General features: G+C 56.0%; 19 protein-coding genes. All 19 read right to left on the bottom strand.

Annotated features, from left to right (window positions below; all coding sequences use genetic code 11):
* Nucleotides 1–50 precede the first annotated feature (50 nt).
* Entirely contained in the window at nt 51–1,193 is a 1,143-nt protein-coding gene (gene ftsZ, locus PVA01S_RS16605) for a cell division protein FtsZ (RefSeq protein WP_054795532.1), read from the bottom strand.
* 50 nt (nt 1,194–1,243) lie between these two features.
* Entirely contained in the window at nt 1,244–2,488 is a 1,245-nt protein-coding gene (gene ftsA, locus PVA01S_RS16600; RefSeq protein ID WP_127608540.1) for a cell division protein FtsA, read from the bottom strand.
* A 186-nt stretch (nt 2,489–2,674) separates the two neighbouring features.
* On the bottom strand, nt 2,675–3,466 hold the full coding sequence (locus tag PVA01S_RS16595; protein ID WP_127608539.1) for a cell division protein FtsQ/DivIB: 792 nt from the start codon (nt 3,464–3,466) through the stop codon (nt 2,675–2,677).
* Nucleotides 3,467–3,568: 102 nt separating this feature from the next.
* Nucleotides 3,569–4,837, bottom strand: coding sequence for a UDP-N-acetylglucosamine 1-carboxyvinyltransferase (murA, locus tag PVA01S_RS16590; protein ID WP_127608538.1), 1,269 nt, complete (start codon nt 4,835–4,837; stop codon nt 3,569–3,571).
* 15 nt (nt 4,838–4,852) lie between these two features.
* On the bottom strand, nt 4,853–5,758 hold the full coding sequence (gene murB, locus PVA01S_RS16585) for a UDP-N-acetylmuramate dehydrogenase (protein ID WP_127608537.1): 906 nt from the start codon (nt 5,756–5,758) through the stop codon (nt 4,853–4,855).
* A gap of 203 nt (nt 5,759–5,961) precedes the next feature.
* Nucleotides 5,962–7,035, bottom strand: coding sequence for an undecaprenyldiphospho-muramoylpentapeptide beta-N-acetylglucosaminyltransferase (locus PVA01S_RS16580; protein WP_054798714.1), 1,074 nt, complete (start codon nt 7,033–7,035; stop codon nt 5,962–5,964).
* Between the two features lie 9 nt (nt 7,036–7,044).
* Nucleotides 7,045–8,142, bottom strand: coding sequence for a stage V sporulation protein E (gene spoVE, locus PVA01S_RS16575; RefSeq protein WP_127608536.1), 1,098 nt, complete (start codon nt 8,140–8,142; stop codon nt 7,045–7,047).
* Nucleotides 8,143–8,196: 54 nt separating this feature from the next.
* Nucleotides 8,197–9,621 (bottom strand): UDP-N-acetylmuramoyl-L-alanine--D-glutamate ligase, encoded by a 1,425-nt coding sequence (murD, locus tag PVA01S_RS16570; RefSeq protein WP_127608535.1) that lies wholly within the window; start codon nt 9,619–9,621, stop codon nt 8,197–8,199.
* 2 nt (nt 9,622–9,623) lie between these two features.
* Nucleotides 9,624–10,586 (bottom strand): phospho-N-acetylmuramoyl-pentapeptide-transferase, encoded by a 963-nt coding sequence (gene mraY / locus PVA01S_RS16565; RefSeq protein ID WP_054795529.1) that lies wholly within the window; start codon nt 10,584–10,586, stop codon nt 9,624–9,626.
* Nucleotides 10,587–10,590: 4 nt separating this feature from the next.
* Nucleotides 10,591–12,000 (bottom strand): UDP-N-acetylmuramoyl-tripeptide--D-alanyl-D-alanine ligase, encoded by a 1,410-nt coding sequence (locus PVA01S_RS16560; RefSeq protein ID WP_127608534.1) that lies wholly within the window; start codon nt 11,998–12,000, stop codon nt 10,591–10,593.
* 3 nt (nt 12,001–12,003) lie between these two features.
* Entirely contained in the window at nt 12,004–13,491 is a 1,488-nt protein-coding gene (locus tag PVA01S_RS16555; protein ID WP_127608533.1) for a UDP-N-acetylmuramoyl-L-alanyl-D-glutamate--2,6-diaminopimelate ligase, read from the bottom strand.
* 217 nt (nt 13,492–13,708) lie between these two features.
* Complete coding sequence (locus PVA01S_RS16550) at nt 13,709–15,658, bottom strand: stage V sporulation protein D (RefSeq protein ID WP_127608532.1); 1,950 nt, start codon at nt 15,656–15,658, stop codon at nt 13,709–13,711.
* A 76-nt stretch (nt 15,659–15,734) separates the two neighbouring features.
* Nucleotides 15,735–17,996, bottom strand: a complete 2,262-nt coding sequence (locus PVA01S_RS16545) for a peptidoglycan D,D-transpeptidase FtsI family protein (RefSeq protein ID WP_127608531.1) — start codon at nt 17,994–17,996, stop codon at nt 15,735–15,737.
* A gap of 29 nt (nt 17,997–18,025) precedes the next feature.
* Nucleotides 18,026–18,484 (bottom strand): cell division protein FtsL, encoded by a 459-nt coding sequence (gene ftsL / locus PVA01S_RS16540; RefSeq protein WP_127608530.1) that lies wholly within the window; start codon nt 18,482–18,484, stop codon nt 18,026–18,028.
* Between the two features lie 14 nt (nt 18,485–18,498).
* The gene (rsmH, locus tag PVA01S_RS16535) at nt 18,499–19,455 is read right to left on the bottom strand and encodes a 16S rRNA (cytosine(1402)-N(4))-methyltransferase RsmH (protein WP_127608529.1); all 957 of its coding nucleotides are present in this window, start codon (nt 19,453–19,455) and stop codon (nt 18,499–18,501) included.
* A gap of 33 nt (nt 19,456–19,488) precedes the next feature.
* Complete coding sequence (gene mraZ / locus PVA01S_RS16530) at nt 19,489–19,926, bottom strand: division/cell wall cluster transcriptional repressor MraZ (RefSeq protein WP_127608541.1); 438 nt, start codon at nt 19,924–19,926, stop codon at nt 19,489–19,491.
* 118 nt (nt 19,927–20,044) lie between these two features.
* Nucleotides 20,045–21,088, bottom strand: coding sequence for a DUF4349 domain-containing protein (locus PVA01S_RS16525; RefSeq protein ID WP_127608528.1), 1,044 nt, complete (start codon nt 21,086–21,088; stop codon nt 20,045–20,047).
* A gap of 272 nt (nt 21,089–21,360) precedes the next feature.
* Nucleotides 21,361–22,629: an adenosylhomocysteinase gene (locus PVA01S_RS16520; RefSeq protein ID WP_127608527.1), complete on the bottom strand. Its 1,269-nt coding sequence runs from the start codon at nt 22,627–22,629 to the stop codon at nt 21,361–21,363.
* 35 nt (nt 22,630–22,664) lie between these two features.
* Nucleotides 22,665–24,290: a bacillithiol biosynthesis cysteine-adding enzyme BshC gene (gene bshC, locus PVA01S_RS16515; protein WP_236595857.1), complete on the bottom strand. Its 1,626-nt coding sequence runs from the start codon at nt 24,288–24,290 to the stop codon at nt 22,665–22,667.
* Nucleotides 24,291–24,296 lie beyond the last annotated feature (6 nt).

Below are 24,296 nucleotides of genomic sequence, written 5' to 3'. Positions count from 1 at the left end.
CAGCCGTTCTCCCTAAGGAAGAACGGCTGTTACGTTAACCGGCAATGCCATTATTTGTTGTCGAATCCGTTGCGGTTCCGGTTGCGCAGAAATGCGGGGATGTCCAGCTGGTCGTTAGACGTTTGACCGCCGAACGGACGCAAATTGTTCAGTCGGTTGTCCGTGTTCTCTTGCTGGCTCCCGCCCGTGCTTGGCGCAGCGCCTGTGCCGCCCGGCTTACGCTGGGTCGTCGAGATGCTCTTATGCTCAAAGCCGGTCGCGATAACCGTGACGATAATTTCGTCTTTCAACGTCTCGTCAATAACGGCGCCGAAGATCATGTTGACCTCGAGGTCGGAAGCCGACGCGACGATATCGGCCGCTTCGTTCACTTCGTACAGCGACAAGTTGGCGCCGCCGGTAATGTTCATCAGTACGCCGCGCGCGCCGTCGATCGACGTCTCCAGGAGCGGCGACATAATCGCCTTCTTGGCCGCTTCCGCCGCACGGTTCTCGCCGGTCGCGACGCCGATGCCCATCAACGCGGAACCGCGTTCAGTCATGATGGTCTTCACGTCCGCGAAGTCGAGGTTGATCAAGCCGGGAACCGCGATCAAATCGGAGATCCCTTGTACGCCTTGACGAAGCACATTATCCGCTTCGCGGAACGCTTCCAGCATCGGCGTTTTCTTATCAACGATTTCGAGCAGGCGGTCGTTCGGAATCACGATCAGCGTATCTACTTTTTCTTTCAATGCGGCAATGCCCTGATCGGCTTGCATCGCCCGTTTACGGCCTTCGAACGTAAACGGACGTGTGACGACGCCGACGGTCAATGCTCCGCATTCTTTGGCGATTTCGGCGATAACAGGCGCTGCGCCCGTTCCCGTGCCGCCGCCCATACCCGCCGTAACGAACACCATATCGGAGCCCTTCAGCGCGTTAAAAATCAATTCGCGCGACTCTTCCGCCGCCTTCTTCCCGACCTCCGGGTTGGCCCCGGCGCCGAGACCGCGCGTTAACTTGTCGCCGATCTGCAATTTCGTATCGGATTTGGAAAGGTGTAACGCTTGAGCATCCGTATTCACGGTAATGAACTCGACGCCCTTCACACCGTTGTCGATCATCCGGTTGACCGCGTTGCTGCCGCCCCCGCCGCAACCGATGACCTTTATTTTAGCCAGTTGGTCCAAGTCCATATCAATTTCAAACATACTAGCGTCTTCCCCCTCATTAGGCTTTCATCGCGTGAGCACGATCCACGCTAAATAAACTCGCTTAACCAATTTTTAAACCGTTCCATGGCCGAAGGCTTCTGCTCTTGACCGGAAGACGCTTTCTTGCTTACCGTCCGCTTGGCGCCTGAGCCCGATTTGGAATTCCGCAAATATTTGGACGCATATTGTATAATTCCGACTCCGCTCGTATACGCAGGATCACGAACTCCAATAAAGTCCGGTACGGCGATGCGTACCGACGAAGCGAGTTCGACCTGAGCGATCGCCAGCATGCCCGGCATGGATACCGTTCCGCCAGTTAATACATAACCGCCCGGCAGCTCGGAAAATCCCAGACGCTGCACTTCCATGCGGATCAAATGAAAAATTTCTTGAACGCGCGGTTCGATAATGTTCGCCAGATCGACCTGCGAGAATTCCTTGTCCACGTTGCTTCCAATCCGGTTTACTTTAAACACTTGGTCCGAAGCCGCATGCTCGACGACTGCGCATCCGAATTTCAGCTTGATCTTCTCGGCAATGTCTGCCTGTGTGCGAAGTCCGTATGCAATATCGTTCGTAATATATTCCCCGCCGATGGGCAACGTGGAAGTGGCAACCAAATGGTTCTCATCAAACACGGCTATCGTCGTTGCGCCGGCTCCGATGTCGACTAACACGGTACCCATAGCCTTCTCGTCTTTCGACAACGCCAGGTGCCCTGCGGCAAGCGACATCAAGATCAACCCCGATACCCGCAGCCCTGATTTTTCTACAACGCGAAGCAAATTATGTATGGCCGTCTTCGTACCGGTCACAATCGTCGCTTCCACTTCCAACCGGACGCCGATCATGCTTCGCGGATCGTAAATTTGGTCCGTTCCATCCACTACATATTGGTTCGGCACTACGCCGATAATTTCGCGCTCGGGGGCTAACGGAATCACTTTCGCCGCTTGGATAACGCGTTCGATATCCTCGTCTCCGATCTCGCGGTCCTCGTTGGATACGGCTACTACGCCGTGACTGGATTGAAGTGCGATATGGTTGCCGGAAATACCTACGTACACATCCGAAATCTGAATGCCTACCATCCGTTCCGCGTGATCCACTGCGCTTCGAATCGACTGGACCGTCTGATCGATATCGACAATGGCTCCTTTGCGAATTCCTTGCGAGTCGGCAGATCCAACTCCTATTATGTTAATGGCGCCGTTAACGACTTCCCCAATAATAGCACGAACTTTGGATGTACCGATGTCCAAACTAACAATGATGTCATTGCTGCTCAACCCGTGGCACCTCCTGTAAAATGTAGTGTATATGAGCCGTGGTCAGCAAACCTGCTTGTAAGTATTCCACACGCTCTGGCGGTTTCCTCTTTTGTATGAAATTTTTTTCAAAAGAAAAGCGCAAAATATACCATAATTATAATTCTATCATTATTTTCTATGCTTGAGTAGACCTATTTATAGAGACTAAGGCTGCGTTTTCGTACCGGATTTGACCGGTTCCTGCTTATTGCCGGCAGCCTCGAAAGGCGCAAATGAATCCGCAAGCAGCATCGTCAGCACGCCGCTCGTTTTATTGTTCTCACGGATGCTGGCAATGTACGATTCCATGTTGGGCATCTTGTCCGGCAAGTAACCGATCGTCGTAATGATCTCGAACTGCGAGCGCGTATACATCTTGATTTTATCCGGGTACGACGCGCTTGGCGCCGGCTTGATTTCGGAAACATCCGCAAAAAGCGCCTCGGGCAGCTTCGACATCGCCGCGCACAGCTGTATCTTCAAGGGGTCGTCCTTGCTCCAGCCCGACAGGATCGGCTTGTCCAATCTGGCTCCATGCATCGTGACGGGAATGACGCTCCCGTCTGCAAGCAGCGCTTCCACTTGACCGCCTTCGCCGAACTGGTAGGCAACCTTCGGGTATTCATAAACGTAAATTTCAATTCGTCCGGGAAAGCGTTTCTTCACTTCGACCCTTTCGATCATCCGCAATGATTTGATTTGCGCCGCGATTCGCGCTGACGACACGGAGAAGAAGTGATCTCCCGGCACGACAGCCGCCGCGGTACGAATTTGTTCTTCGGCCACGAGCTGCTGGCCCTGAATGGACACCTCCGTAATCTTGCTCAGCGACGATTGGAAGAAGAGCACCAGCAGCAGCGTGACGAAAAACAAAAAAAGAAACAGAAGCAGCTTTTTGCTGCTGCGGCTGCGCGGTTTTTGTTTTTGTTGTTTGATTACGGGAAGTCGTTCCTCCATGAGGGCCTCCTCTTGCCATATGTAAACCGCGGATTACCCCTCTTTCAAGAAGAAAAAGGGATAACCCGGCGGTTGCGTTCATATGAATGAAAATAACATGGCTTATTCCATGACGACCGGCGCCGTCCGAAGAATGTTCGCGCCAAGGCTGCGAAGCATCAGTTCGATGCGGTCATAACCGCGGTCGATATGATGAATTTGTTCGATAACGGTCGTGCCTTGCGCGGTTAAACCCGCGATGACGAGCGCAGCGCCTGCGCGCAGGTCGGTCGCTTCCACCGTGGCGCCGTACAACCGCGGTACGCCCCGGATGAATGCCGAGTTCAGATCGACGCGAATGTCAGCGCCCATGCGGGACAATTCGTCGACGTGTTTGAAACGGCCTTCGAATACGGTTTCTTTGACGATGCTGACGCCGTCGGCGAGGCTCAAGAGCACCATGATCTGCGACTGTAAATCCGTTGGAAATGACGGGTAGGGCGACGTGACGATCCTCTCGACCGCTTTCAGTCGGCCGGACCCGCATACGTACATTATATCACCGTCGATTGTGATTTGAACACCTGCGCGTTTGAGGACATGAATGGCCGAAGTAAGATGAGCCGGGCAGACGCCATTCAGGGTAACGCTGCCCCGGGTAACCGCTGCGGCGATCATGATCGTACCTGCGACGATACGATCGGGAATAATCCGGTAAGTACATGGGACGAGTTCCGGAACGCCCTCGATCGTAATCGTATCCGTGCCGGCGCCGATGATTCTCGCCCCCATCGCATTAAGGAAGTTTTGCAAATCTTGGATTTCAGGCTCGCGAGCCGCATTGGTGAGCGTCGTTTTTCCCCGGGCCATCGCCGCTGCCATCATGATGTTCTCCGTAGCGCCAACGCTCGGATAGTCAAGCACGATGTCGGCGCCGACCAGTTCCTTCGCCGTGCATACGATACGGCTGCCGTTGTCTTCGATGACGACGCCCAGCGCTGCGAGACCTTTTAAATGCAAGTCGATTTTACGCTCGCCGATCGCGCAGCCCCCTGGCTGATAAAGCTCCACTTTGCCGAGCCGCGCCAGCAGCGGCCCCATCAAGAATATCGAGGAACGCATTTGGCTCATCAAGCTTTCCGGGATGTGATACTGATGAACCGCATTCGTATTAACGATGACCGTATCTCCGGCCAGCTCCACTTTACACCCCAAGGAACGAAGAATGCCCAACATGACGCCGATGTCGGAAAGATCGGGGACGTTCTCGATCTTAACCGTTCCTTCCGCCATGATACTCGCTGCCAGGATCGGCAGTGCGGCGTTTTTCGCGCCGTGAATGCTGATGGCTCCCGATAGTGGTTTCCCGCCTTCGATAACCAACTTTTCCAAAGTCCCACCTCCGATTTACCGCTCACCCACCACCAATACTTCAGGTACGAGAGTTACTCCGAATCGGGTACGGACCGTTTCTTTGACTTGTTCGACCAAGGTGAGCACGTCGTAGGCTGTCGCCTGCCCTATGTTGACGATGAAATTGGCGTGCAAGGGCGAGACTTCGGCGCCTCCGACACGCAGGCCTTTCAGGCCCGCTTCTTCGATCAGCTGCGCCGCGTGACGGCCTTCCGGATTCCGGAAGACACTGCCCGCGCAGGCCAGCTGCAGCGGCTGCGTTCGCAACCGGCGGTCCTTGTAGGCAGCCATCGCCGCCGCAATTTCCTTCCGGTCGCCATAACGGAGCCGGAATTCCGCCTCCGTGACGATGCCCGGGTTCGTTTGCAGAATCGAATGTCGATAAGCATATGCCAAGTCCTCGTTTTGCAGCGTAACCAACTCACCCCTCGGGAGCAGCACTTCAGCCCGCTGTAGTATTCGTGACACGTCAGAGCCGTGCGCCCCGGCGTTCATGTAGACGGCGCCTCCCACGGTTCCCGGGATGCCTCCCGCGAACTCCAAGCCGGTCAATCCTTCTTTGCCGGCGATGACCGACAGCTTGATGAACGAATATGCGCCGCCGGCCACAATCGACTCCCCTTCAATCCGGACGGTTTCCAGCGCATCCCCCAATTTGATCACGACACCGCGTATGCCTTTGTCCGCGACGAGCATGTTGGAGCCCCGACCGAGCGCCGTCCATGGGACGCGGTGCTGATGGAGCAGCTTCACTGCCGCCACAAGCTGCGTCTTATTCTCCGGAATAAGCAGAACGTCAGCCGGCCCTCCGATCTTCCATGTCGTGTAGGGGGCAAGCGGTTCGTCAAGGCGAACCTCGCCGAACGATCCCTTCATCAATTCTGATATGACCTGTTGCATGGGAACAACCTCCTTCACAGAACGCCCTGGCACCCTATTCTCGAATATCGTTCGAAAAATAGAGAGCGGCCGGCCGCCGGGCTCCGACTGTCTTTTGTATCCGAGCCGCTTGCCGCTTGCCGCTTCGCCGGGTGTCTGTCACGGTTATAGTGTAGTTTATGTGGAATGCTGCAGAGTGTGACAATCGCCTATTGCTAAATTCGTCAACCGCCGGAACGCTTAAGCGCCTCGAGCAGTCGGACGATGGTTTCGGTTCCGTTGCCGTAAGGGTTATCCGCCATGCGCCGCTTCATCGCATCCCGTTCGTCATACAAGGCGGAAATTCCGCTCACGAGCGCGTCCGCCGATAAGTCTTCTTCGAACAAAACGTGCGCGTAGCCTTGGCTCTGGAACGAATTCGCGTTCAATATTTGGTCGCCCCGGCTTGCCGCCCGCGATAACGGAATAAGCAGCATCGGCTTGTTTAAGGCAAGAAATTCGAAAATGGACGTCGAGCCTGCCCGCGATACGACAAGATCGGCGGCGGCGAGCAGGTCCGGCAGTTCGTCCTTGACGTATTCGAATTGGCTGTAGCCGCGTTTGCCTGCCAGCGTCGGATCGACATGTCCTTTGCCGCAGATGTGAATGATCTGATAGCGCTGCAGCAGCGTATCGAGCGACGCGCGCACCGTCTGATTGATGCGCTGCGCCCCAAGGCTGCCGCCCATCACCAGCAGCACCGGCTTTTGCGAATGAAAGCCGCACAGCGAGAGGCCCCGAGCGGCTGCCCCTTGCAAAATTTGCTCGCGTATCGGCAAGCCCGTGCATTCCGCTTTATCGCTGCGCACGTATTGCAACGTCTCAGGGAAGGTAACGCAGATGCGGGAGGCAAAGGGCATTGAGATTTTATTGGCCAGGCCGGGGGTTAAATCGGATTCATGCGAAATGACCGGTACGCCGGCCAGCCGGCATGCCACGATGACCGGAACGGAAACGAAGCCGCCCTTGGAGAAGACGATGTGCGGCTTGAGCCGCCGAAGCAGTCCGTACGCTTGCCCGACGCCTAACGCGACGCGGAAAGGGTCTTTGAAGTTTTTCAAATCGAAATAGCGGCGAAGCTTGCCGGAGGCGATGGGATGGAACGGTACCCCTTCATGCTCGACGATTTCGCGTTCAATCCCGTTCCGGGAACCGATATAGTGGATCTCCCACCCCCGCTCGCGCAGTTTGGCCATGACCGCCAAATTGGGCGTCACATGGCCGGCGGTCCCTCCGCCGGTGAAGACGATTTTGTTCATATGCGAAACTCACCTCGAATATCGGGAAATATTAAGCAGTATGCCGATGGAGGTCAGCATCAATGTTAAGGAAGAACCGCCCGCGCTGATCAGCGGCAGCGTGATGCCCGTGACCGGGAACATGCCGATGACGACGCCGATATTGATGATGACTTGCACAGCGATCATGCCGACGATGCCGGTGGCGAGCAGGCTGCCGAACGTATCGGGAGCCGTAATGGCCGTGCGCATGCCGCGCCAGACCAGCACCATAAACAGAATGAGCACGCAGGAACCGCCGATAAAGCCGAGCTCCTCCGCGATGATAGAAAAGATGAAGTCCGTTTGCGGCTCGGGCAAATAGCTGTATTTTTGCCGGCTCATCCCAAGTCCGAGCCCAACGAGCCCGCCGGGTCCGATCGCATACAGCGATTGTATCGCCTGATAGCCCGCGCCGAGCGGGTCCTGCCACGGATCGAGAAAAGCCGTAATCCGCTTCAACCGGTAAGGGGCCGCTATCACGAGGCCGATGAATCCCGCCACCCCGATCAACCCTAAATACGACAAGTGCTGCAATCGCGCGCCCGCCGTATAAATAATGAGCAGTGTAGCGCCGACAAGCACCGCGCCGGTCCCAAGGTCCGGCTGGAGCATAATGATCCCGAAAGCCAGTCCGACTAAAGCGAGGGGCGGCAGCAGTCCTTTTGTAAACGCCGTGATCGGGTTCTTCTGCTCGGACAGCCATTTGGATAAATAGATGATCATGCCCATCTTCATAAATTCGGAAGGCTGGATGCCGAACGACCCGATGCCGAGCCAGCTGCGGGCGCCGCCGCGAACGACCCCGATGCCCGGAATCAAGACAGCGACAAGCAGCACGAAGCAGACGATCAGCGCCGGTTTGGCGTACCTCTTCCAAATCCAATAGTCGGTATTCATCATAAAAAACATGGCGATAACGCCGAGCGCCGCAAACAGCGCCTGACGTTTCAAGTAGTAGAACGCATCGCCGAATTCGCGAAACGCCAGCACCGCACTGGCGCTGTATACCATAATAACGCCGATGACAAGCAGAAGCAGCGTAGAGCCGAGCAAGTACATATCCGGAGCCGACCGTGCTTTGACCATTGCGACCACACCTCTAACCTTAAAAATTTAGGAGGCGGCTTGTCATCCTCCTGTTTAAAGGTTATGCACGGACTGCTTAAACATTCTTCCCCTTTCCTCATAGGAAGGAAACATGTCCCAGCTGGCGCACGCCGGCGATAACAGCACGACGTCGCCCGGCTTCGCGAGCGCGAACGCTTCCCGCACCGCATCCGTCACCGTATCCTGCAACCCGCTAGCAGCAGTATCGACGGTTTTCAGACGGCTCATGCCTGCGAGCTTGGCGACACGGACAATTTTTTCTTTCGTTTCGCCGATGGCGACGAGTCCTTTCACCTGCCGCTGGAACGCGGGAAGCAGCTCCATGTAGTCGGAGCCCCGGTCCAGCCCGCCCGCCACGAGGACGATATCTTGACCGAACGACTCGATCGTCTTGATCGTCGCCGTCGGGTTCGTGGCTTTCGAATCATTATAAAACAAGACGCCGTCCTTAGTTCGCACGTATTCGAGGCGATGCTCAACGCCCCTGAATTCGCGCAGCACACGGGCAATCGTCTCGATAGCTACGCCTGAAGCGATGGCCATCGCGCTCGCTGCGAGCGCATTCTCCACGTTATGGCTGCCGGGAATGCCGAGTTCGCTGACCGGCAGGATGGTATGCTCGGTCTCCTTTTCATCCCTGTACGTTAACAGGGCCGTCACTTGCCGCTCCTTCGCCTCCTTCAAGCTCGGCTTCACGAACAGCCCGTAAGGCAGCTCCTCCCGTACGGAAAACGGCAGTACGCGGGAACGCACCTTTGCCGCCGTTTGGCGGCAAACCGGATCGTCCCAGTTCAAGACGGCCGTATCGGCTTCCGTTTGATTGGCGAACAGCTTCATCTTCGAAACAACGTAGTCGTTCATCGTTCCATGATAATCAAGATGCGTTTCATACACATTCAACAAGCAGGCTATCGATGGCCGGAAGCTGCTCGTGCCTTTCAGCTGAAAGCTGCTCAATTCCACGACCATCCGGTTATCCTCCGCCGCTTCGAGCGCAGCTTCGGTTAAGGCCCGCCCGATATTCCCGGCGACGATAGGCTTCAGCCCGCCCGCCTCCAGCATCAGACCGGTCCATGTCGTCGTCGTCGTCTTGCCGTTTGAGCCGGTAATGCCGATGATCGGAGCTTGGCATAGGTAGTACGCCACCTCCACTTCGGTGACCGTTTCAATGCCGAGCTCATCCGCACGGCGAATCGGCTCCACGCTATAGGGGATTCCTGGATTTTTCACGACGAGCGACACGCCCTCGTGGACAAGTCCGGCCGGATGACCGCCGCAAACAACAGAAATACCCAGAGCCTCCAGTTCGTCGGCCTCAGGGCATAGTTCTCGTTCTTTCCTATCGTTGACCGTCACGTTCGCGCCGGCTTCGTGAAACCATTTCGCGACCGCGACCCCGCTGCGCGCCAGACCCAAGACGACGACCTGGCGGCCGCGGTAATTTGCAGGATGCTCCATCCTTATAACACCTCGTTAATATATAGTCCAAGACCCGCCAAGATCAGACCCGCCGTCCAGAAAGATATGACGACGCGCCACTCCGACCAGCCCACCAATTCAAAGTGATGATGAATTGGGCTCATTTTAAACACACGCTTGCCCCTTGTCTTGAAGGATACGACCTGGATAACGACCGACAAAATTTCCGTCAGGAACACGCCGCCGATCAGCGCAAGCAATATTTCGGCTTTCGTCAGGATCGCCACTGCAACCAGCCCTCCGCCAATGCCGAGCGAGCCGGTATCCCCCATAAACACCTTCGCCGGATGCGCGTTGAACACGAGAAACCCGAGCACCGCGCCGACCATGGCCGCCGAGAAGATGGCGACGTTCGGCTGCGTGTTGTTCAGGGCGATTATCGCATAAGCGCCGAACGCAATCGCGCTCGTGCCGGCAAGCAACCCGTCCAGACCGTCGGTAAAGTTGACCGCATTGGACGTGCCGAGCATAAGAAAGACGATAAAGGGAAAATAAAGCCAGCCGAGATCGAACGATACGTCGAAGAACGGAATGCGTATATCGGTGCTGTGCCCGGATTGTACGAGCAGCAAGCACACGATCGCCGAAATGAGCAGCTGACCGATCAGTTTTTGTTTTGCGGTCAAGCCGAGCGAGCGTTTGAACAAAATTTTAATGTAATCGTCAAGAAAACCGATGAATCCGTAGCCTAACGACGCCAGCAGCAAAATGACGGTCTCCATATTTTTCTCGCCAAAGCGAAGGACCGCGAGCGCCAGCGCCAGCATGATGATAATGCCGCCCATCGTCGGCGTTCCGGCTTTTTTCAAATGTCCCTGCGGACCGTCCGTCCGAATTTGCTGGCCGAATTTCAGTCGGCGCAGCAGCGGTATGAATAATGGACCCATAATCACCGCCAGTAAAAAGGCAACCCCCAGCGTGATCATTACGATATTGAAATCCACAGCTTTATCCCCCCAATTGCATGACCCAGGCGGCCACTTGCTCCATTCGCATGCCGCGCGATCCCTTGATCAGCACGACGTCGTGTGCGCCAGCCGTTCGGCCGAGCTCGTGCGCCAATTGTTCTTTATCCTCAAAATGCCGGACGCGGTTGTCCGGGAACCGGGTTCTCGCCCCTTCCGCGATATGAACCGCGAGCGGACCGTACACGAACACAGCCTCCACCTTCGCAGGATCGAGCATCTCGCCAACCTCCCTGTGAAACGCCGCTTCGTTCTCGCCCAGCTCCAGCATGTCGCCCAGTACGGCGAATTTGCGCTCGAAGCCTTCCGCTTCATGCAGCAGCGCAATCGCAGCGCGCATCGCTGTCGGACTCGCGTTGTAGGCATCGTTGAAGATCGTAAGCCCGCTTGGCGCATGCATCACCTCGATCCGCATGCCGGTCACCGCCGCACCCGCCAATCCTCGCGCAATCGTCTCCGCATCCAAACCGAAATGTCTGCCTACGGCATAAGCGGCCAGCGAGTTGACCACATTGTGCGCGCCGAGCAGCGGAATGTAAAAATCCCGCGCCCCCGCCTCATGGATACGGTAATGCGTCCCTTTCGCATCCATTCTAATGTCCGATGGATACAGATCGTTCTCCGCTCCATGGCCGAACCGAACGCGCCCATACGAGGGAGCCTGCATCCGTCCCGGCTCGGACAGCTCCGGCAGCACTTCCTCGATCAAGGGCTCGTCGCCATTGTATACGAGTGTGCCCCCCGGCAGCAGGCCGGCCAATATTTCCGTCTTGGCGCGCGCAATTTCCTGACGCGTGCCGAGCTGCAGCAGATGCGCTTCGCCGATGTTCGTAATCACGGCAATTTCCGGCTCCGCGAGCCGCGAGAGAAACTCGATTTCGCCCCGGCCGCTCATCCCCATCTCGAGCACGGCGATCTCCGTGTCCTCCGATAATTGCAGCAGCGTAAGCGGCAGCCCGATGTGGTTATTATAATTCCCCCCGGTTTTGTGCACCCGAAACGAAGTCTGGAGCACGGCTGCCGTCATATCTTTCGTCGTCGTTTTGCCGTTGCTTCCGGTTATGCCGACAATTCTAACGTGAAGCTGCCGCTTGTAATTAACGGCCAGCCGCTGAAGCGCCGCCAGCGTATCGTCGACCAAGATCAACGGCACGCCTTCGGGCGCATCCGGACGATCCTGCTGCCAGAACGACCCGACTGCTCCTTGCCGGGAAGCGGCTTCGACGAATCGATGCCCGTCGAACGCTTCGCCGATTAACGGTATATACAGATTGCCTGGCGCCAGCGTCCGCGTATCCTTCGATACGCCCTGCGCCATCAAGCTTCCGGACGATTCGTCCGTCAACGTGCCCCCCGCCATCACGGCGATTTCAGCCAACGTTCGTTTCATCACGCTTCATCGTCCCCTTATCGCTTCCTGAGCCACCAACCGGTCGTCGAACGGATGTTTGACGCCGCAAATTTCCTGATATGTTTCATGCCCTTTGCCCGCGATCAAAACCACGTCTTTGGCCCCGGCACGCCCAATCGCCTTGCGGATCGCTTCTTTGCGGTCTGCGATCAGTTCGTACCGGGACGTATCCCAGCCCGCTTCGCGAAGACCCGGCTCGATGTCGAGCAGAATCCGCTCGGGATCTTCCGTCCGCGGGTTATCGGACGTCACGTAAATATAGTCGCTGTAAGACGCCGCAATCGCCCCCATCACCGGCCTCTTCTTCCGGTCCCGGTCACCGCCGCAGCCGAACACGCAATACACGTTTCCTTCGGCAAACTGGCGAATCGTCGCTAACGCGTTCTTCAAACCGTCCGGCGTATGGGCGTAATCGACCAGCACCAAGTAAGGCTGCCCGACGTCCACAATCTCCATCCGCCCCTCTACCGAAGCGATCCGCGAGATGCTGTCCGCAATACGCTGCAGCGGAATCCCTTCGGCCAATGTTGCGGCGATGGCGCCCAGGGCGTTATAGATGTTGAATCTCCCGACCAGACGCATCCGCACCTCGGCTTCGCCCTGAAACGTCAGCAATCGAAAACGCGTCCCGCCCGCCGTCATTTCGATATCAACCGCTCTCACATCCGCAGTCTCATCGTCAATCGCGTATGTAATGGTCTGTGCGGCGGTCGCTTTACGGTAATACGCCGATGCGGCATCGTCCGCATTCAGCACAGCAAACTGCCGGCGGGCCGGGTCTTCCGTATACTCGTTCCCCAGTCTGGAGAAGAGAAGCCCTTTCGCATCCCGGTACTGCTCCATCGTCAGGTGATAATCCAAATGATCTTGCGTTAAATTGGTAAAAATACCTGTGCGGAACCGGCATCCCTTCACCCGGCCCATATCCAGCCCGTGGGAAGAAACTTCCATTAACGCGTAATCCGTACCGGCCTCGACCATGTCCCGCAAGATGCGCTGCAATTCCAGCGCTTCCTGCGTATTCGTCGCTTTATTCTCGCGGTATTCCGATCCGATCTTGACATGAATATTGCCCATCAAACCGGTCTGAAACCCTTGATCGCTCAAAATGCTTTCCAATATATACGTCGTGGTCGTCTTGCCGTTCGTGCCCGTCACTCCGATCAGCTTCAGTTCCCGGCTCGGATACCCGTAAAAGTGATTCGCAAGCACGGCCGCCGCCATTCTGGCATCGCGCACGAGCAGCGTCGGAACGCCCGCCCGCAGATCGCGTTCCGCAACCAGCGCAGAGGCCCCCCGCTCAACGGCGACGGCGGCGTAATCATGACCGTCCACAGTCAAACCCGGTACGCAGATGAACAAGTCGCCCGGTTTGACCTTGCGGGAATCGGTCGCCATGCCGGTCACTTCCGTGGCGCCGTCGCCGATCAGGCGGCTCGTGACGAGCTGGGAGGCCAGTTCTTGTAGCTGCATCGAGCGTCCCCTCCATTGGTCAATAAATCGTTAAAAAAAGCACGGATGATCGATCTCCATTTTCACACATGGTCTCGATAAACCTTTCTTCGTTGAATAAAAATCCGCACGGATGATCGATCCCATTTTCACACATGGTATCTATTATGGACAAAAAAACGCCCGATGAAAAGCCCAATTTTCAATTTTCATAATGAAATTGCGGGACTGGGGCCGCTTAAGACGCCGGCGGCGCCGGCTCCTGCGGTACGCCCGTGTCGGATAAGTAGATGCGAATCGTGGAGCCTTGCTCCACACGCGTGCCCGGCTTCGGCACCTGGTTGATCACCGTCTTGCCGGTACCGGATTTGGCCAGCTGAAAATTCATATTTAAATCTTCGTAAATATCGGTGACCGTCATGCCGACGAGATTCGGCACTTCCACGATGCGCTTGTCGCCATAGACGTATTTGCGGTCGAGCTGGTCTTTCCGCGGAGGCACCTTCATATAACGCAAGGTATCTTCCATCATGCTCTTCACGAGCGGCGCTGCGATCAATCCGCCGAACTGGATGCCTTGCGGGTCGTCTACGGCCGCATAAATGACGACCTTCGGATCGTCCGCAGGCGCGAAGCCGATGAATGAAACGATGTGCTCGTCGGCGGAATAACGTCCGTTAATAACTTTTTGCGCCGTTCCCGTCTTCCCTCCGACACGATAGCCGTCGATGAACGCGTTTCGTCCGGTTCCGTTCGCCACGACGCTCTCCAGCGTCTCGCGCACCTGCTTGGACGTCGCCTCGGAGATGACCTGCCGCACCATGGTCGGCTCGACCTTCTGCACCATCTCGCCGGACTCCGGCTTATACCAGGCCCTCGCCACATGCGGTTGGTACAGCTTACCGCCGTTGATCGCCGCCGAGATGGCCGTAATTTGCTGAATCGGCGTCACCGAAACTCCTTGGCCGAACGAGGTGGTCGCCAGCTCGACCGGACCGACGCGGGACGGCTTGAACAGAATGCCGTTCTCCTCGCCGCCGAGGTCGATGCCGGTTTTTTTGCCAAAGCCGAAGTCGTGGATGTACTTGAACAGCAAGTCGGTGCCCAGACGCTGGCCCATGACGACGAAGCCCGGGTTGCAAGAGTTTTCAACTACCTGCTGGAACGTTTCGCTTCCGTGTCCTTGCCGCTTCCAGCAGCGAAGACGCGCCCCCGCCACCTCGATCGAGCCGGGATCGTGAAAGCCTTCGGTCAGCTTCACTTTGTTTTCCTGGAGGGCCGCAGCAAGCGTAATGATCTTGAAGGTTGATCCGGGCTCGTAGGTCATCCAAATCGGCAGGTTGCGGTTATAGCTTTCCACCGGGTATTGCTTGTAGTTGCTTGGTTCATAACCCGGCCGGGACCCCATCGCAAGAACCTCGCCGTTGTTCGGATCCATGGCGATCGCAACGATGTGTTTCGGTTGATATTTCAGCATCGCTTGATCAAGCTCCCGCTCCATGATCGCTTGAATGTTGCTGTCGATCGTCAGCTGCAGATTGAGTCCGTCCATCGGCTCTTTGTACGTGTCGGTCGATCCCGGCATCAGCTTGCCGTTGGCTTGCGCCAAATACGAAATGCCGCCATTGAGACCCGTGAGCAATTTATCATACTTCAATTCTATGCCCGTCAAGCCTTGATTATCAATTCCGGTAAAACCGAGCACATGTGCGGCCAATCCGCCGAACGGATAATACCGTTTGTTGTCTTCGGTGACAACAATGCCCGGCAGCTGCATATTGCGGATTTCCTGCGCTTTTTCCTGCGAAATTTTGCGGCCGCCGGGCTTGATATAAGCTTGAGATTTGCGTACTGTAATTTGTTTGTAAACTTCCGCTTCGCTGAGGTCGAGCGCCGCCGCCAGCTTGGCCGCCGTCATCTGCGGATCTTTGATCTGGACAGGAATGGCCATGACCGTCGGCGTGCTTATATTGTAGGCCAGCTGTACGCCATTCCGGTCAAGCAGCTCTCCCCGTTTAGCCGTAACCTCGATGTTTCTTCGCCAAGATTCCTCGGCTTCTTTCGACAGCCTCGGCCCCATCCATATTTGCACGTACGCGAGCCGCACCACCAGCGCGAAGAACAAAATCGTTCCTATTATCAGTGCGGCGAATAATCGTCGGCGAACCGTTACATTCGATGCCCGCATGCCCGCTCCTTCCCCCTCCTGAATCAAGAATGGTTTCATATCATCCCTATTCAGGACAACCCGGGGTTAGAACAAGCTATCGTTTGGCGGCGTTCTTATCGGTTTTGCTTCCGGTTGCGGACGATGGGGATTCAGCCGGGTTATCCGGCGTCTCCAACAGTTCGCTGTATGGCTTCAGGGACAGCGTCAGCACCCGCTCGCTCTCGGTTCCTTCGAGCGTTTGGGCAGCCACATACCCTTCTCCTACGGATTGACAGCGCACTTTCAGGAGCGAGCATACTTCCATCGCGTCGCGAAGCGATTTGCCGGTTAAATTCGGGATCGATACGTGCTCAGGCTGTTCCAGCACTACATAGATTCGTTGCGAATTCCCGATTTCAGTATCAGGAGCAGGCAATTGGGCCAAAACGGTCGAGCCTTTTCCATACGATTCCACACTGACGCCCGATTTGTTCATTAAAGATTTCGCTTGGTCAAGCGTCATGCCGGTCAAGTCCGGCGCTTTCGTCTTCTCGCTGACCGGCGCCGGCTGCGTCTGTACCGTCGTCGGAGCAAGCCCCATATAACGCAGCGATTGCGAAACAATCTCGCGAAACGCAGGCGCGGCAACCTCTCCACCGCGATGGTAGTCCCCGCCGAGGTCCGGCTCGTCGGCGATAATCGTAACAAGAATGCGCGGATTTTCAATCGGGGCGTAGCCGATAAAGGAAATGACCCATCTCCCTTCGGCATATCCCTTTTCACCCGGAAGCACTTTGTTGGCCGTACCTGTCTTACCGGCGATCCGGTAGCCGTCGATATAGGCTCTTTTTCCCGTTCCAATATCCTGGTCGGAGACTACCTGCTCCAAATATTCGCTGACTTGCTTCGCCGTCTTCTCCGATACGACTTCGCGGATCACCTTCGGTTCGAACTTCTGGATAACCTCGCCGGTATCAGGCTTCGTAATCTCTTTAATCAGATGAGGCCACATCAGCTTGCCCCCGTTCGCAACGGCGGCATAGGCGGCCGTTTGTTGAATGGCGGTAGCGGTCAAGCCTTGTCCATAGGTCGCCGTTGCAAAATCGGGAGCGTAACGCATATTGACGATACCCGGCACCTCGCCGGAAATGTCGATGCCCGTCCTTGCGCCGAAGCCGAATTTGGTAATATATTGGCGCAGTTTGTCCTGCCCGAGCTTCTCGATGCCAAGCTTAACGAAGGCGACGTTACTCGAACGCTTCAAACCTTCTAAGTACGAAATTTTCCCCCATCCTGAAATGTTATGGTCATGAAGACGCCGGTCGGCCACTTTGATCGAACCGGATTGATACGTCTCATTCGGATTGAACAGCCCTTCTTCTACGGTAGCCGCTAATGTGACCAGCTTGAAGGTAGAACCGGGTTCATATTGGGAGGCCACGGCATGATTAAGAAAATCTCGCGTTTCTTTCGTTTCCCAATATTTGTTCGGGTTGAACGTCGGGACGTTCGCCAATCCTAAAATTTCCATCGTTTGCGGATCGACCGCAATCGCCGTTATGCTTTTCGGCTTAAATTTCTCGTTCACCTTCTGCAAGGCGCTTTCGATATAAAACTGAATATTTTTATCGAGGGTCAACTTCACATCATCCCCGTTGACAGCCGGCTGATACCGGCTTTGCGAGTCCGGCAGCTCGACGCCCTTCCGGTCTTTCTCATAAATCAACCAACCGGGAGAACCTCTCAAATATTTATCCAGCGTTAATTCCAGCCCCATAATCGGCTTATCTTCCTTGTTTATATATCCGATCAGGTGCGAAGCCATCGTCTCGGCGGGATAAAACCGCTTCTGCTCGGGAAGCAGCAGGATTCCCGTACTTTCGTTTTTCTTGGGCAGCTTCGACTGTAAATCGGAAATCATCTTCTTAATTTTATCAGCCGTTTCGGCGTCGATTTTCCAGCCATCGTTCCCCAGCTCCACCTGGGCGTAATACTTGCCGTCCTCTTTCTTCTTGTTGATGCGCGTACGGATCTTGTCCTCCATCGCCATCACAGCGCCCGCATCGTCAGCCGGACTTAAGATTGCCGCCAATCCTTTGACGACATCCAATTCAAGTCCTTTGTTCATAATCGTTTCCGGCTCCAACGCGATCGTGTAGGAAGGCGCATCTTCCGCCAAAGCCTTGCCGTTCCGGTCGGTTATCGTGCCGCGGATAGGTGGAATTTCTTTGTCCATCGCCCATTTTTCCTTCGCTTTGGAGAGCAGCTCTTCGCCTTGAACAACCTGCACCCAATACAATCGGGTCACCAGAACAGCAAAAAGGAGGGTGAATCCCCCTCCAATGAGTAACGACCGCAGTTTCACCATTTTCGTCATGGTCTTATCCCCCTATTCCCGCTTACGGATCAGGGCTGATCCTTCGTTTTCTTGACGCCGGACGCCGTCTTGGTTTCGGTCGATTTAGACGCGGCTTGTCCATTCGAATCGGCCGCGGCTTTGTTCTTGTTCGTCTTCACTTGATCGGGCTCAGGCGTTACGAAGCCGAGCTCCTTTGCTTTTTCGAGCATCCGGTGCGGCTCGGACAAAGCATCCACCTTTTGCTTCAAAATGCTGTTCTCCGCTTCCAGCTTGGCGATTTGCTGCTCGATGCTCCTGATGTTGGCATTCATTTCGTAAATTTGCGCGTAACGCCAAATAATCAACCCTGCAACGACGACGCAAATCGCAACCGTAAACAAATACAACAGCTTTTCCTGCAGCGGCAGCGTCTTATTCCGTTGTACGACGCGCTTCGTCTCTTTCGCTTTCACCTGTTGCTCCGTTCGCTGCTCCACCGCTAGGTTTCCATGAATATAAGCCGGCAAAATAATTCTCCCCCTTAATCCTTCACTTTTTCCGCGATTCTAAGTTTTGACGAACGGGCTCTCGGATTTGCTTCGAGCTCCTCTTCACCCGGTTCTATCGGCTTACGGTTAACCAGTTTCAATTGACCTGTCGGGTTGCATGCGCACATCGGAAGATCGGGCGGACATATGCATTTTGCCACGTACCCGGCGAACGTCTGCTTGCAGATGCGATCCTCGAGCGAATGGAACGTAATGACGGCCACCCGCCCTCCCGGAGCAAGGCAGCGCACCGCTTGCTTCAGCGCATCCTCGAAGGCGCCAAGCTCGTCGTTGACGGCAATCCGCAGCGCTTGGAAGCTGCGCTTGGCGGGATGCGGCCCGGTTCTGCGCGCGGCAGCCGGAATCCCTTCTTTAATCAGCTCGACCAGCTGTCCCGTCGTCTCGATTGGAGCTGCGCTGCGGGCGGAGACGATGTTTGCGGCGATGCGCCGGGCGAATTTCTCCTCCCCGTATTCGAACAGAATATCGGCGATTTCTTTCTCGGACCAACCGTTAACAATATCTTTCGCCGTAAGCGGCGCTGTACGGTCCATCCGCATATCCAGCTCCGCATCGTGGTTGTAGCTGAATCCCCGGTCGGCTTCATCGAGCTGCGGCGAGGAGACGCCGAGATCGAACAAGATGCCGTCGACCTGTGGATGCCCGTCCTTCACGGCCTCTGGAATTCGGGAGAGCTCCTGTTCCAAATAACGAAAGTTGCTGCGTACGAGCCGTACCTTGTCCTGAACGCCGGAAAGACGCTCTTTGGCGTTCGCTAAGGCGATGTCGTCTTGATCAAATGCGATCAGCAGCCCGCCCGGACCGAGTCTCGACGCAATTTCCAAACTGTGCCCGGCTCCGCCAAGCGTACAATCGACATATATACCGTCAGGCTTTATATGTAATCCTTCCACGGCTTCTTGCTTAAGCACCGTAATATGATGAAACACGGCTCCATCCTCCTACATCGAACTAACACCGGATTAAAAGTCAAAATTGAAGTCGACAAGCTTCTCGGCGATTTCGGCAAACGATTCTTCCGATTGCCTGGAATAGTCTTCCCAGATTGCCTTACTCCAAATCTCTACCCGGTTGGATACGCCGATCACGACGCAATCTTTCTCCAGCTTGGCATGGTCGATCAACGTATTCGGCAGGTTTACTCTGCCTTGCTTGTCCAGCTCGCATTCGGTGGCGCCGGAGAAAAAAAACCGCGTAAACGCACGCGCATCTGATTTCATCAGAGGCAGCGCCTTAAGCTTTTGCTCCAGAACAGACCATTCTTGCATGGGATACACGAACAAACATTGATCGAGACCGCGAGTGACGATGAACGATGCTCCGAGGGCTTCACGAAATTTGGCAGGCACAATCATACGGCCTTTGTCGTCGACTGTGTGCTGATACTCCCCCATGAACACCACTCGCCACCCCCTTTCCCTCCACTTTACCCCACTTCCCACCACTTGTATAGTAATGTTTCGCCATATTAACAAAAAATCCTGCTTCATCGTCGCGATGAAACAGGATTTTTTCGATTTATTCGGTTTTGTTTTCTTCCGCCAGCCGCTGTCGCACGCTTGCCAGCTTCGCTTTCCTTCGGCGGCGCACCCACCAGAGCGGAATGGCGACGATGACAAGCAGCACAAGAATCGGAAGCGCGCCGGCCAGTACGACAACGATCCCCTGCAGGACGACGTTCAGCACAGTCAGCGAGCCCTGCAGCGCGGCGGATGCCCGTTTTGCGAGCGGCCCTCGTTCTTGTGCGCCGATCGCCTCCGCCGAACCGATTTTTTGCGCGATGCGCAGATCGATGGTGGAGTACGATACGTTTTGCTCCAGATAACGCATACGCCCTTTAATACGTTCGATTTCTTCCTGCACCTTGCCCAGCTCGCTCGAGAAGGCTACCAGCTCATCCGCTTTCGTCGCCTTCTCCATGAAGGAAATCAACCGGCTTTCCACAAGCTGCTTCGCCTTCAATCGGGACGAGAGGTCCACATATTCCTCCGTCACATCCTGGCCTTCCATCGATTTGCGCATGGACGGATTGATTTTCTCCAGTTCGACGAGCAGCGATTGGAAGCCGTTCGCCGGGACCTTGATGACGAAGGTGCCGGACTTCTCCGATGCCGATGTGCTTTCGTTAAACTGCAGCACATAGCCGCCCGAACGCTTAACCGCCTCCTGCACGCGCGTCTCGGTGTCCGCGTAGTTCTCGACCTGCATCGATAGGTTGGCGTGATAAATGATCTTACGGCTGTATGCATCGTCGCCTTCCGCGGCCGTTTGCCCGGTAAAGCTCCCGCCCTGCGGCGGCGCGTTCTGCGAAGACGCGGCGGCGGCGTTCTGCGCTTCGCCGCCCGCCTGATCGGCAGCGCCCGCACTGACACTTTCGTGCTGAGCCGAGTTTGCCGTCGGTGCTCCCGATTTGGCGGCCTCGCTCGCGGATTTATCGGAGCTTGCGGAGCTGCAGCCCGCGAGCGCCGACGCGATAAGCGCCGACGCGAGCAGCAGCCTCGCGCCCCGGCGGTTGATCGCGACTCGGAACCCGTTGCCCGACCGACTTCTCTCTTCTTTCATTCGATAATCCCCCTCGCTCTCTGCAATCGATCCATCAGGCAGCCCTCCGTAATCCTAACAGGAAGCGCAGCCTTATCTATCCAGACGATTGGGGAAGAATTGATGTTGCACAGACCGCCAGCCCGAATTAAAAAAACGCCGATTCCGATCCAAAGCGCCCCTTCCCATACGGCCGAAACATACCGGAAACATCCGAGAAGCCAGGAAACCTTGCCCTTATCGTCCAAAAAGCGCCTCGACCGTTTCGTCGAGGCGCTCCTTATACAATCGTATTAATGCTCGGCCCAGCTGTCCAAGTACGACTTCTGCTCGTTCGTCAGCGTGTCGATACCGAAGCCGAGCGCCGCCAGCTTGAAGCGAGCCACCTGTTCGTCCAGCTCGTAAGGCACGTTCACCACTTTGCTGCCGATTTGCTTATAGTTGTCGTTCACATATTTCAGGGACATCGCTTGCAGTGCGAACGTCATATCCATAATTTCCGCAGGATGACCGTCGCCTGCCGCCAGATTGACGAGCCGTCCTTCCGCGAGCAGATAAAACTTGCGGCCGTCCTTCAAGGTATATTCTTCGATATTGCGGCGCACGGTACGCTTCGATACGGACAATGCCTCGAGCTCCGGTTTGTTCACTTCGACGTCGAAGTGGCCGGCGTTGGACAACACCGCACCGTCCTTCATCACTTCGTAATGCTCGCCGCGAATGACGTCGCGGTTGCCTGTGACCGTGACGAAGTAGTCGCCGACTTTCGCCGCTTCCACCATCGGCATAACGGCAAATCCGTCCATGTACGCTTCAACCGCCTTGATCGCATCGATTTCCGTCACGATCACGTTGGCGCCGAGTCCTTTGGCCCGCATCGCCACACCTTTGCCGCACCAGCCATATCCGACAACGACAACTGTTTTCCCGGCGACAACGAGGTTCGTCGTCCGGTTGATACCGTCCCAAACCGACTGGCCCGTACCGTACCGGTTATCGAACAAATATTTGCAGAACGCGTCGTTGACGGCAACCATCGGGAACTGCAGCTGTCCGTCTTTCTCAAGCGACTTCAAGCGCAAAATGCCCGTGGTCGTTTCTTCCGCGCCGCCGCGCACCTTTTTCAGCAAATCCTTGCGCTCGGAATGAAGAATCGTCACCAAGTCCCCGCCATCGTCGATAATCAAGTCCGGCTCGGTCTCAAGCGTCTTGAGCATTAGTTCCTTGTACTCCTGCGGGTCCGGGTTGTACTTGGCGAACACGGTAATCCCGTCTTCGACGAGCGCCGCGCACACGTCGTCCTGCGTGGAGAGCGGGTTACTGCCGCAGATCGCCACCTCCGCGCCGCCGGCTTGAACAACCTTGGCCAAATAGGCCGTTTTTGCTTCAAGATGAAGCGAAATCGCCACTTTAAGCCCTTTGAACGGCTGTTCTTTTTCGAATTGCTCGCGAATTTTATTCAGCACCGGCATGTGGGCATTCACCCAATCGATTTTCAAATGCCCTTCGTGCGCGAGCGAGATGTCGCGGATTATACTGGAATCTACCGTACTTTTAGCCACGTAAACTTCCTCCTCATAATAGATAATGAAATGAATTACATATAACAGATGCGGTGCTTGCCGTCAATTTCATGCGGGGTTTGCACCAATTCGTCCAGCCAGGCGCTGCCGTACTTGTTCAAATACGCGGAGATATTGAATACCCGCTCCTGCAGCTTGCCGGACGGCAGGACGGATTGACCGATCCGCGCGAACTGGCGCAAGCCCGATTCGTTCTGCGAACGGAGGCCGTCTTCCGCCTTTTGCCCGAAGAAGTCGATTTGCTCCAAAATTTTGCCTAAATTCGTTTCACCCAGCTTTTGCAGGCCCGGATTGATCTCGGCGACCGACGACACGATCGGCTCGTACAGCTCCCGGAACTTGTTCTTGACGTCGGCAAAACGATCCTTCAGCTGCCAGCGGTCTTGCGCTTCCAGCCAAGCCTGACGCCGTTCCTCCAGACGGAACCTGACGTCGTCCAAGGTCAGCCCGAGCTTCTGCATATTCTTCTGAGCGGTCCCTTCCACAATCGTGAAGCCAAGACGCGGCCACAAAATCGGCATACGCATGCCAAGCGTATGGAACGCTTGCTGCGTCAACCCCCAGTAGGCGATCTCCGCGGGGCCGAGCACCGTGCCGAGCACCGGCAGCAAGTAATCCTGCATGAGCGGCCTCGTCATCACGTTGTTGCTGAGCCGCTCCGGCGCGGTCTGCGCCCAGTCGAGCAGCTGCTCCTTCGAAAACCGGCGCTCGCCTTTACGATCCGTATAGCACTGACCTGACGCATCTGCAAACAGCAGCGTCCGCTCGCCCCGCTCGTCGAACACGAACAAGTTCAGACTGTTCTCGCTCCCGTCCGCCTGAGGCTCGTATCCAAGCTCCTGCAAGCGTGCCCGATTGCGCAGCAGCGCCTCGCCGATCGCAGACGAACGTTCGATCAACGTATGGAACATCGGTCCCTCCAGCCGGCGCAGCGCAGGATCGTCCGAATCCAGCAGCACAAGCCCGTACTTGCCGAACAAGCCCGCCAGCAGCTTCGCGAACCCATCCACCAATGTGTCCGAAGACTCCGCCGCCGAACGGAATTCCGCCAGCACGCCTTCCTTAAACTCGGTAGGCATCAACGATGCATCGAGCTGCGCCAGAGCCGATTCCCATTGTTCGCGGCTAAGTAAGGTTTGGCTGACCGACGTACGCCGATCGTCCGGACGCTCCACCTTCATTTTCTCAACCCGCAAATCGGCCGACAAGAAATAGGTGTGATTCACTTCGTCGAAATCGTGATCTTCCCCGGCAATCCAAAATACCGGCACAACCGGCCGGTTCAACGCTTCAGCCGATTGCCTCGCCGCCTGTATAATGGTGATCGCCTTATAAACGACCATCAGCGGCCCCGTAAACAAACTCGCCTGCTGCCCTCCTACCACGCACAACGTGCGTGCATCGCGCAGCGATTCGATCCCTTGCAACGCCTCGGGAGCGTTGCCGGCCTTGCGATTGAAAGCCCGCAAAGCTTCGGCAAGCCCTTCGCGATCTGCACCGAACGGCCGTTCACGGTCTAACCAGTCCGCGCGCGCGCTCCACGCCCCCTTCGACCAAGGGTCGTAATCGTAAAGTCCGCTTGCCTTCTCGGAGCGATTTATGTAATCGTCGGTCAAAGGCTGGCCGGTTCGCCATTCCACTGTTTC

This window comes from Paenibacillus validus NBRC 15382 (assembly GCF_004000985.1).
GTDB lineage: Bacteria > Bacillota > Bacilli > Paenibacillales > NBRC-103111 > Paenibacillus_G > Paenibacillus_G validus.
The sequence above is the reverse complement of the archived record's forward strand: the minus strand, read 5'-3'. Positions and strand labels throughout refer to the sequence as shown.

What these genes read in the sequence shown, in the direction of transcription:
- ftsZ (WP_054795532.1), bottom strand. Translation starts at nt 1,193, where the DNA reads ATGTTTGAAATTGATATGGACTTGGACCAACTGGCTAAAATAAAGGTC.
- PVA01S_RS16595 (WP_127608539.1), bottom strand. Translation starts at nt 3,466, where the DNA reads ATGGAGGAACGACTTCCCGTAATCAAACAACAAAAACAAAAACCGCGC.
- murB (WP_127608537.1), bottom strand. Translation starts at nt 5,758, where the DNA reads ATGCAACAGGTCATATCAGAATTGATGAAGGGATCGTTCGGCGAGGTT.
- PVA01S_RS16580 (WP_054798714.1), bottom strand. Translation starts at nt 7,035, where the DNA reads ATGAACAAAATCGTCTTCACCGGCGGAGGGACCGCCGGCCATGTGACG.
- spoVE (WP_127608536.1), bottom strand. Translation starts at nt 8,142, where the DNA reads ATGGTCAAAGCACGGTCGGCTCCGGATATGTACTTGCTCGGCTCTACG.
- murD (WP_127608535.1), bottom strand. Translation starts at nt 9,621, where the DNA reads ATGGAGCATCCTGCAAATTACCGCGGCCGCCAGGTCGTCGTCTTGGGT.
- PVA01S_RS16555 (WP_127608533.1), bottom strand. Translation starts at nt 13,491, where the DNA reads ATGCAGCTACAAGAACTGGCCTCCCAGCTCGTCACGAGCCGCCTGATC.
- PVA01S_RS16550 (WP_127608532.1), bottom strand. Translation starts at nt 15,658, where the DNA reads ATGCGGGCATCGAATGTAACGGTTCGCCGACGATTATTCGCCGCACTG.
- PVA01S_RS16545 (WP_127608531.1), bottom strand. Translation starts at nt 17,996, where the DNA reads ATGACGAAAATGGTGAAACTGCGGTCGTTACTCATTGGAGGGGGATTC.
- PVA01S_RS16525 (WP_127608528.1), bottom strand. Translation starts at nt 21,088, where the DNA reads ATGAAAGAAGAGAGAAGTCGGTCGGGCAACGGGTTCCGAGTCGCGATC.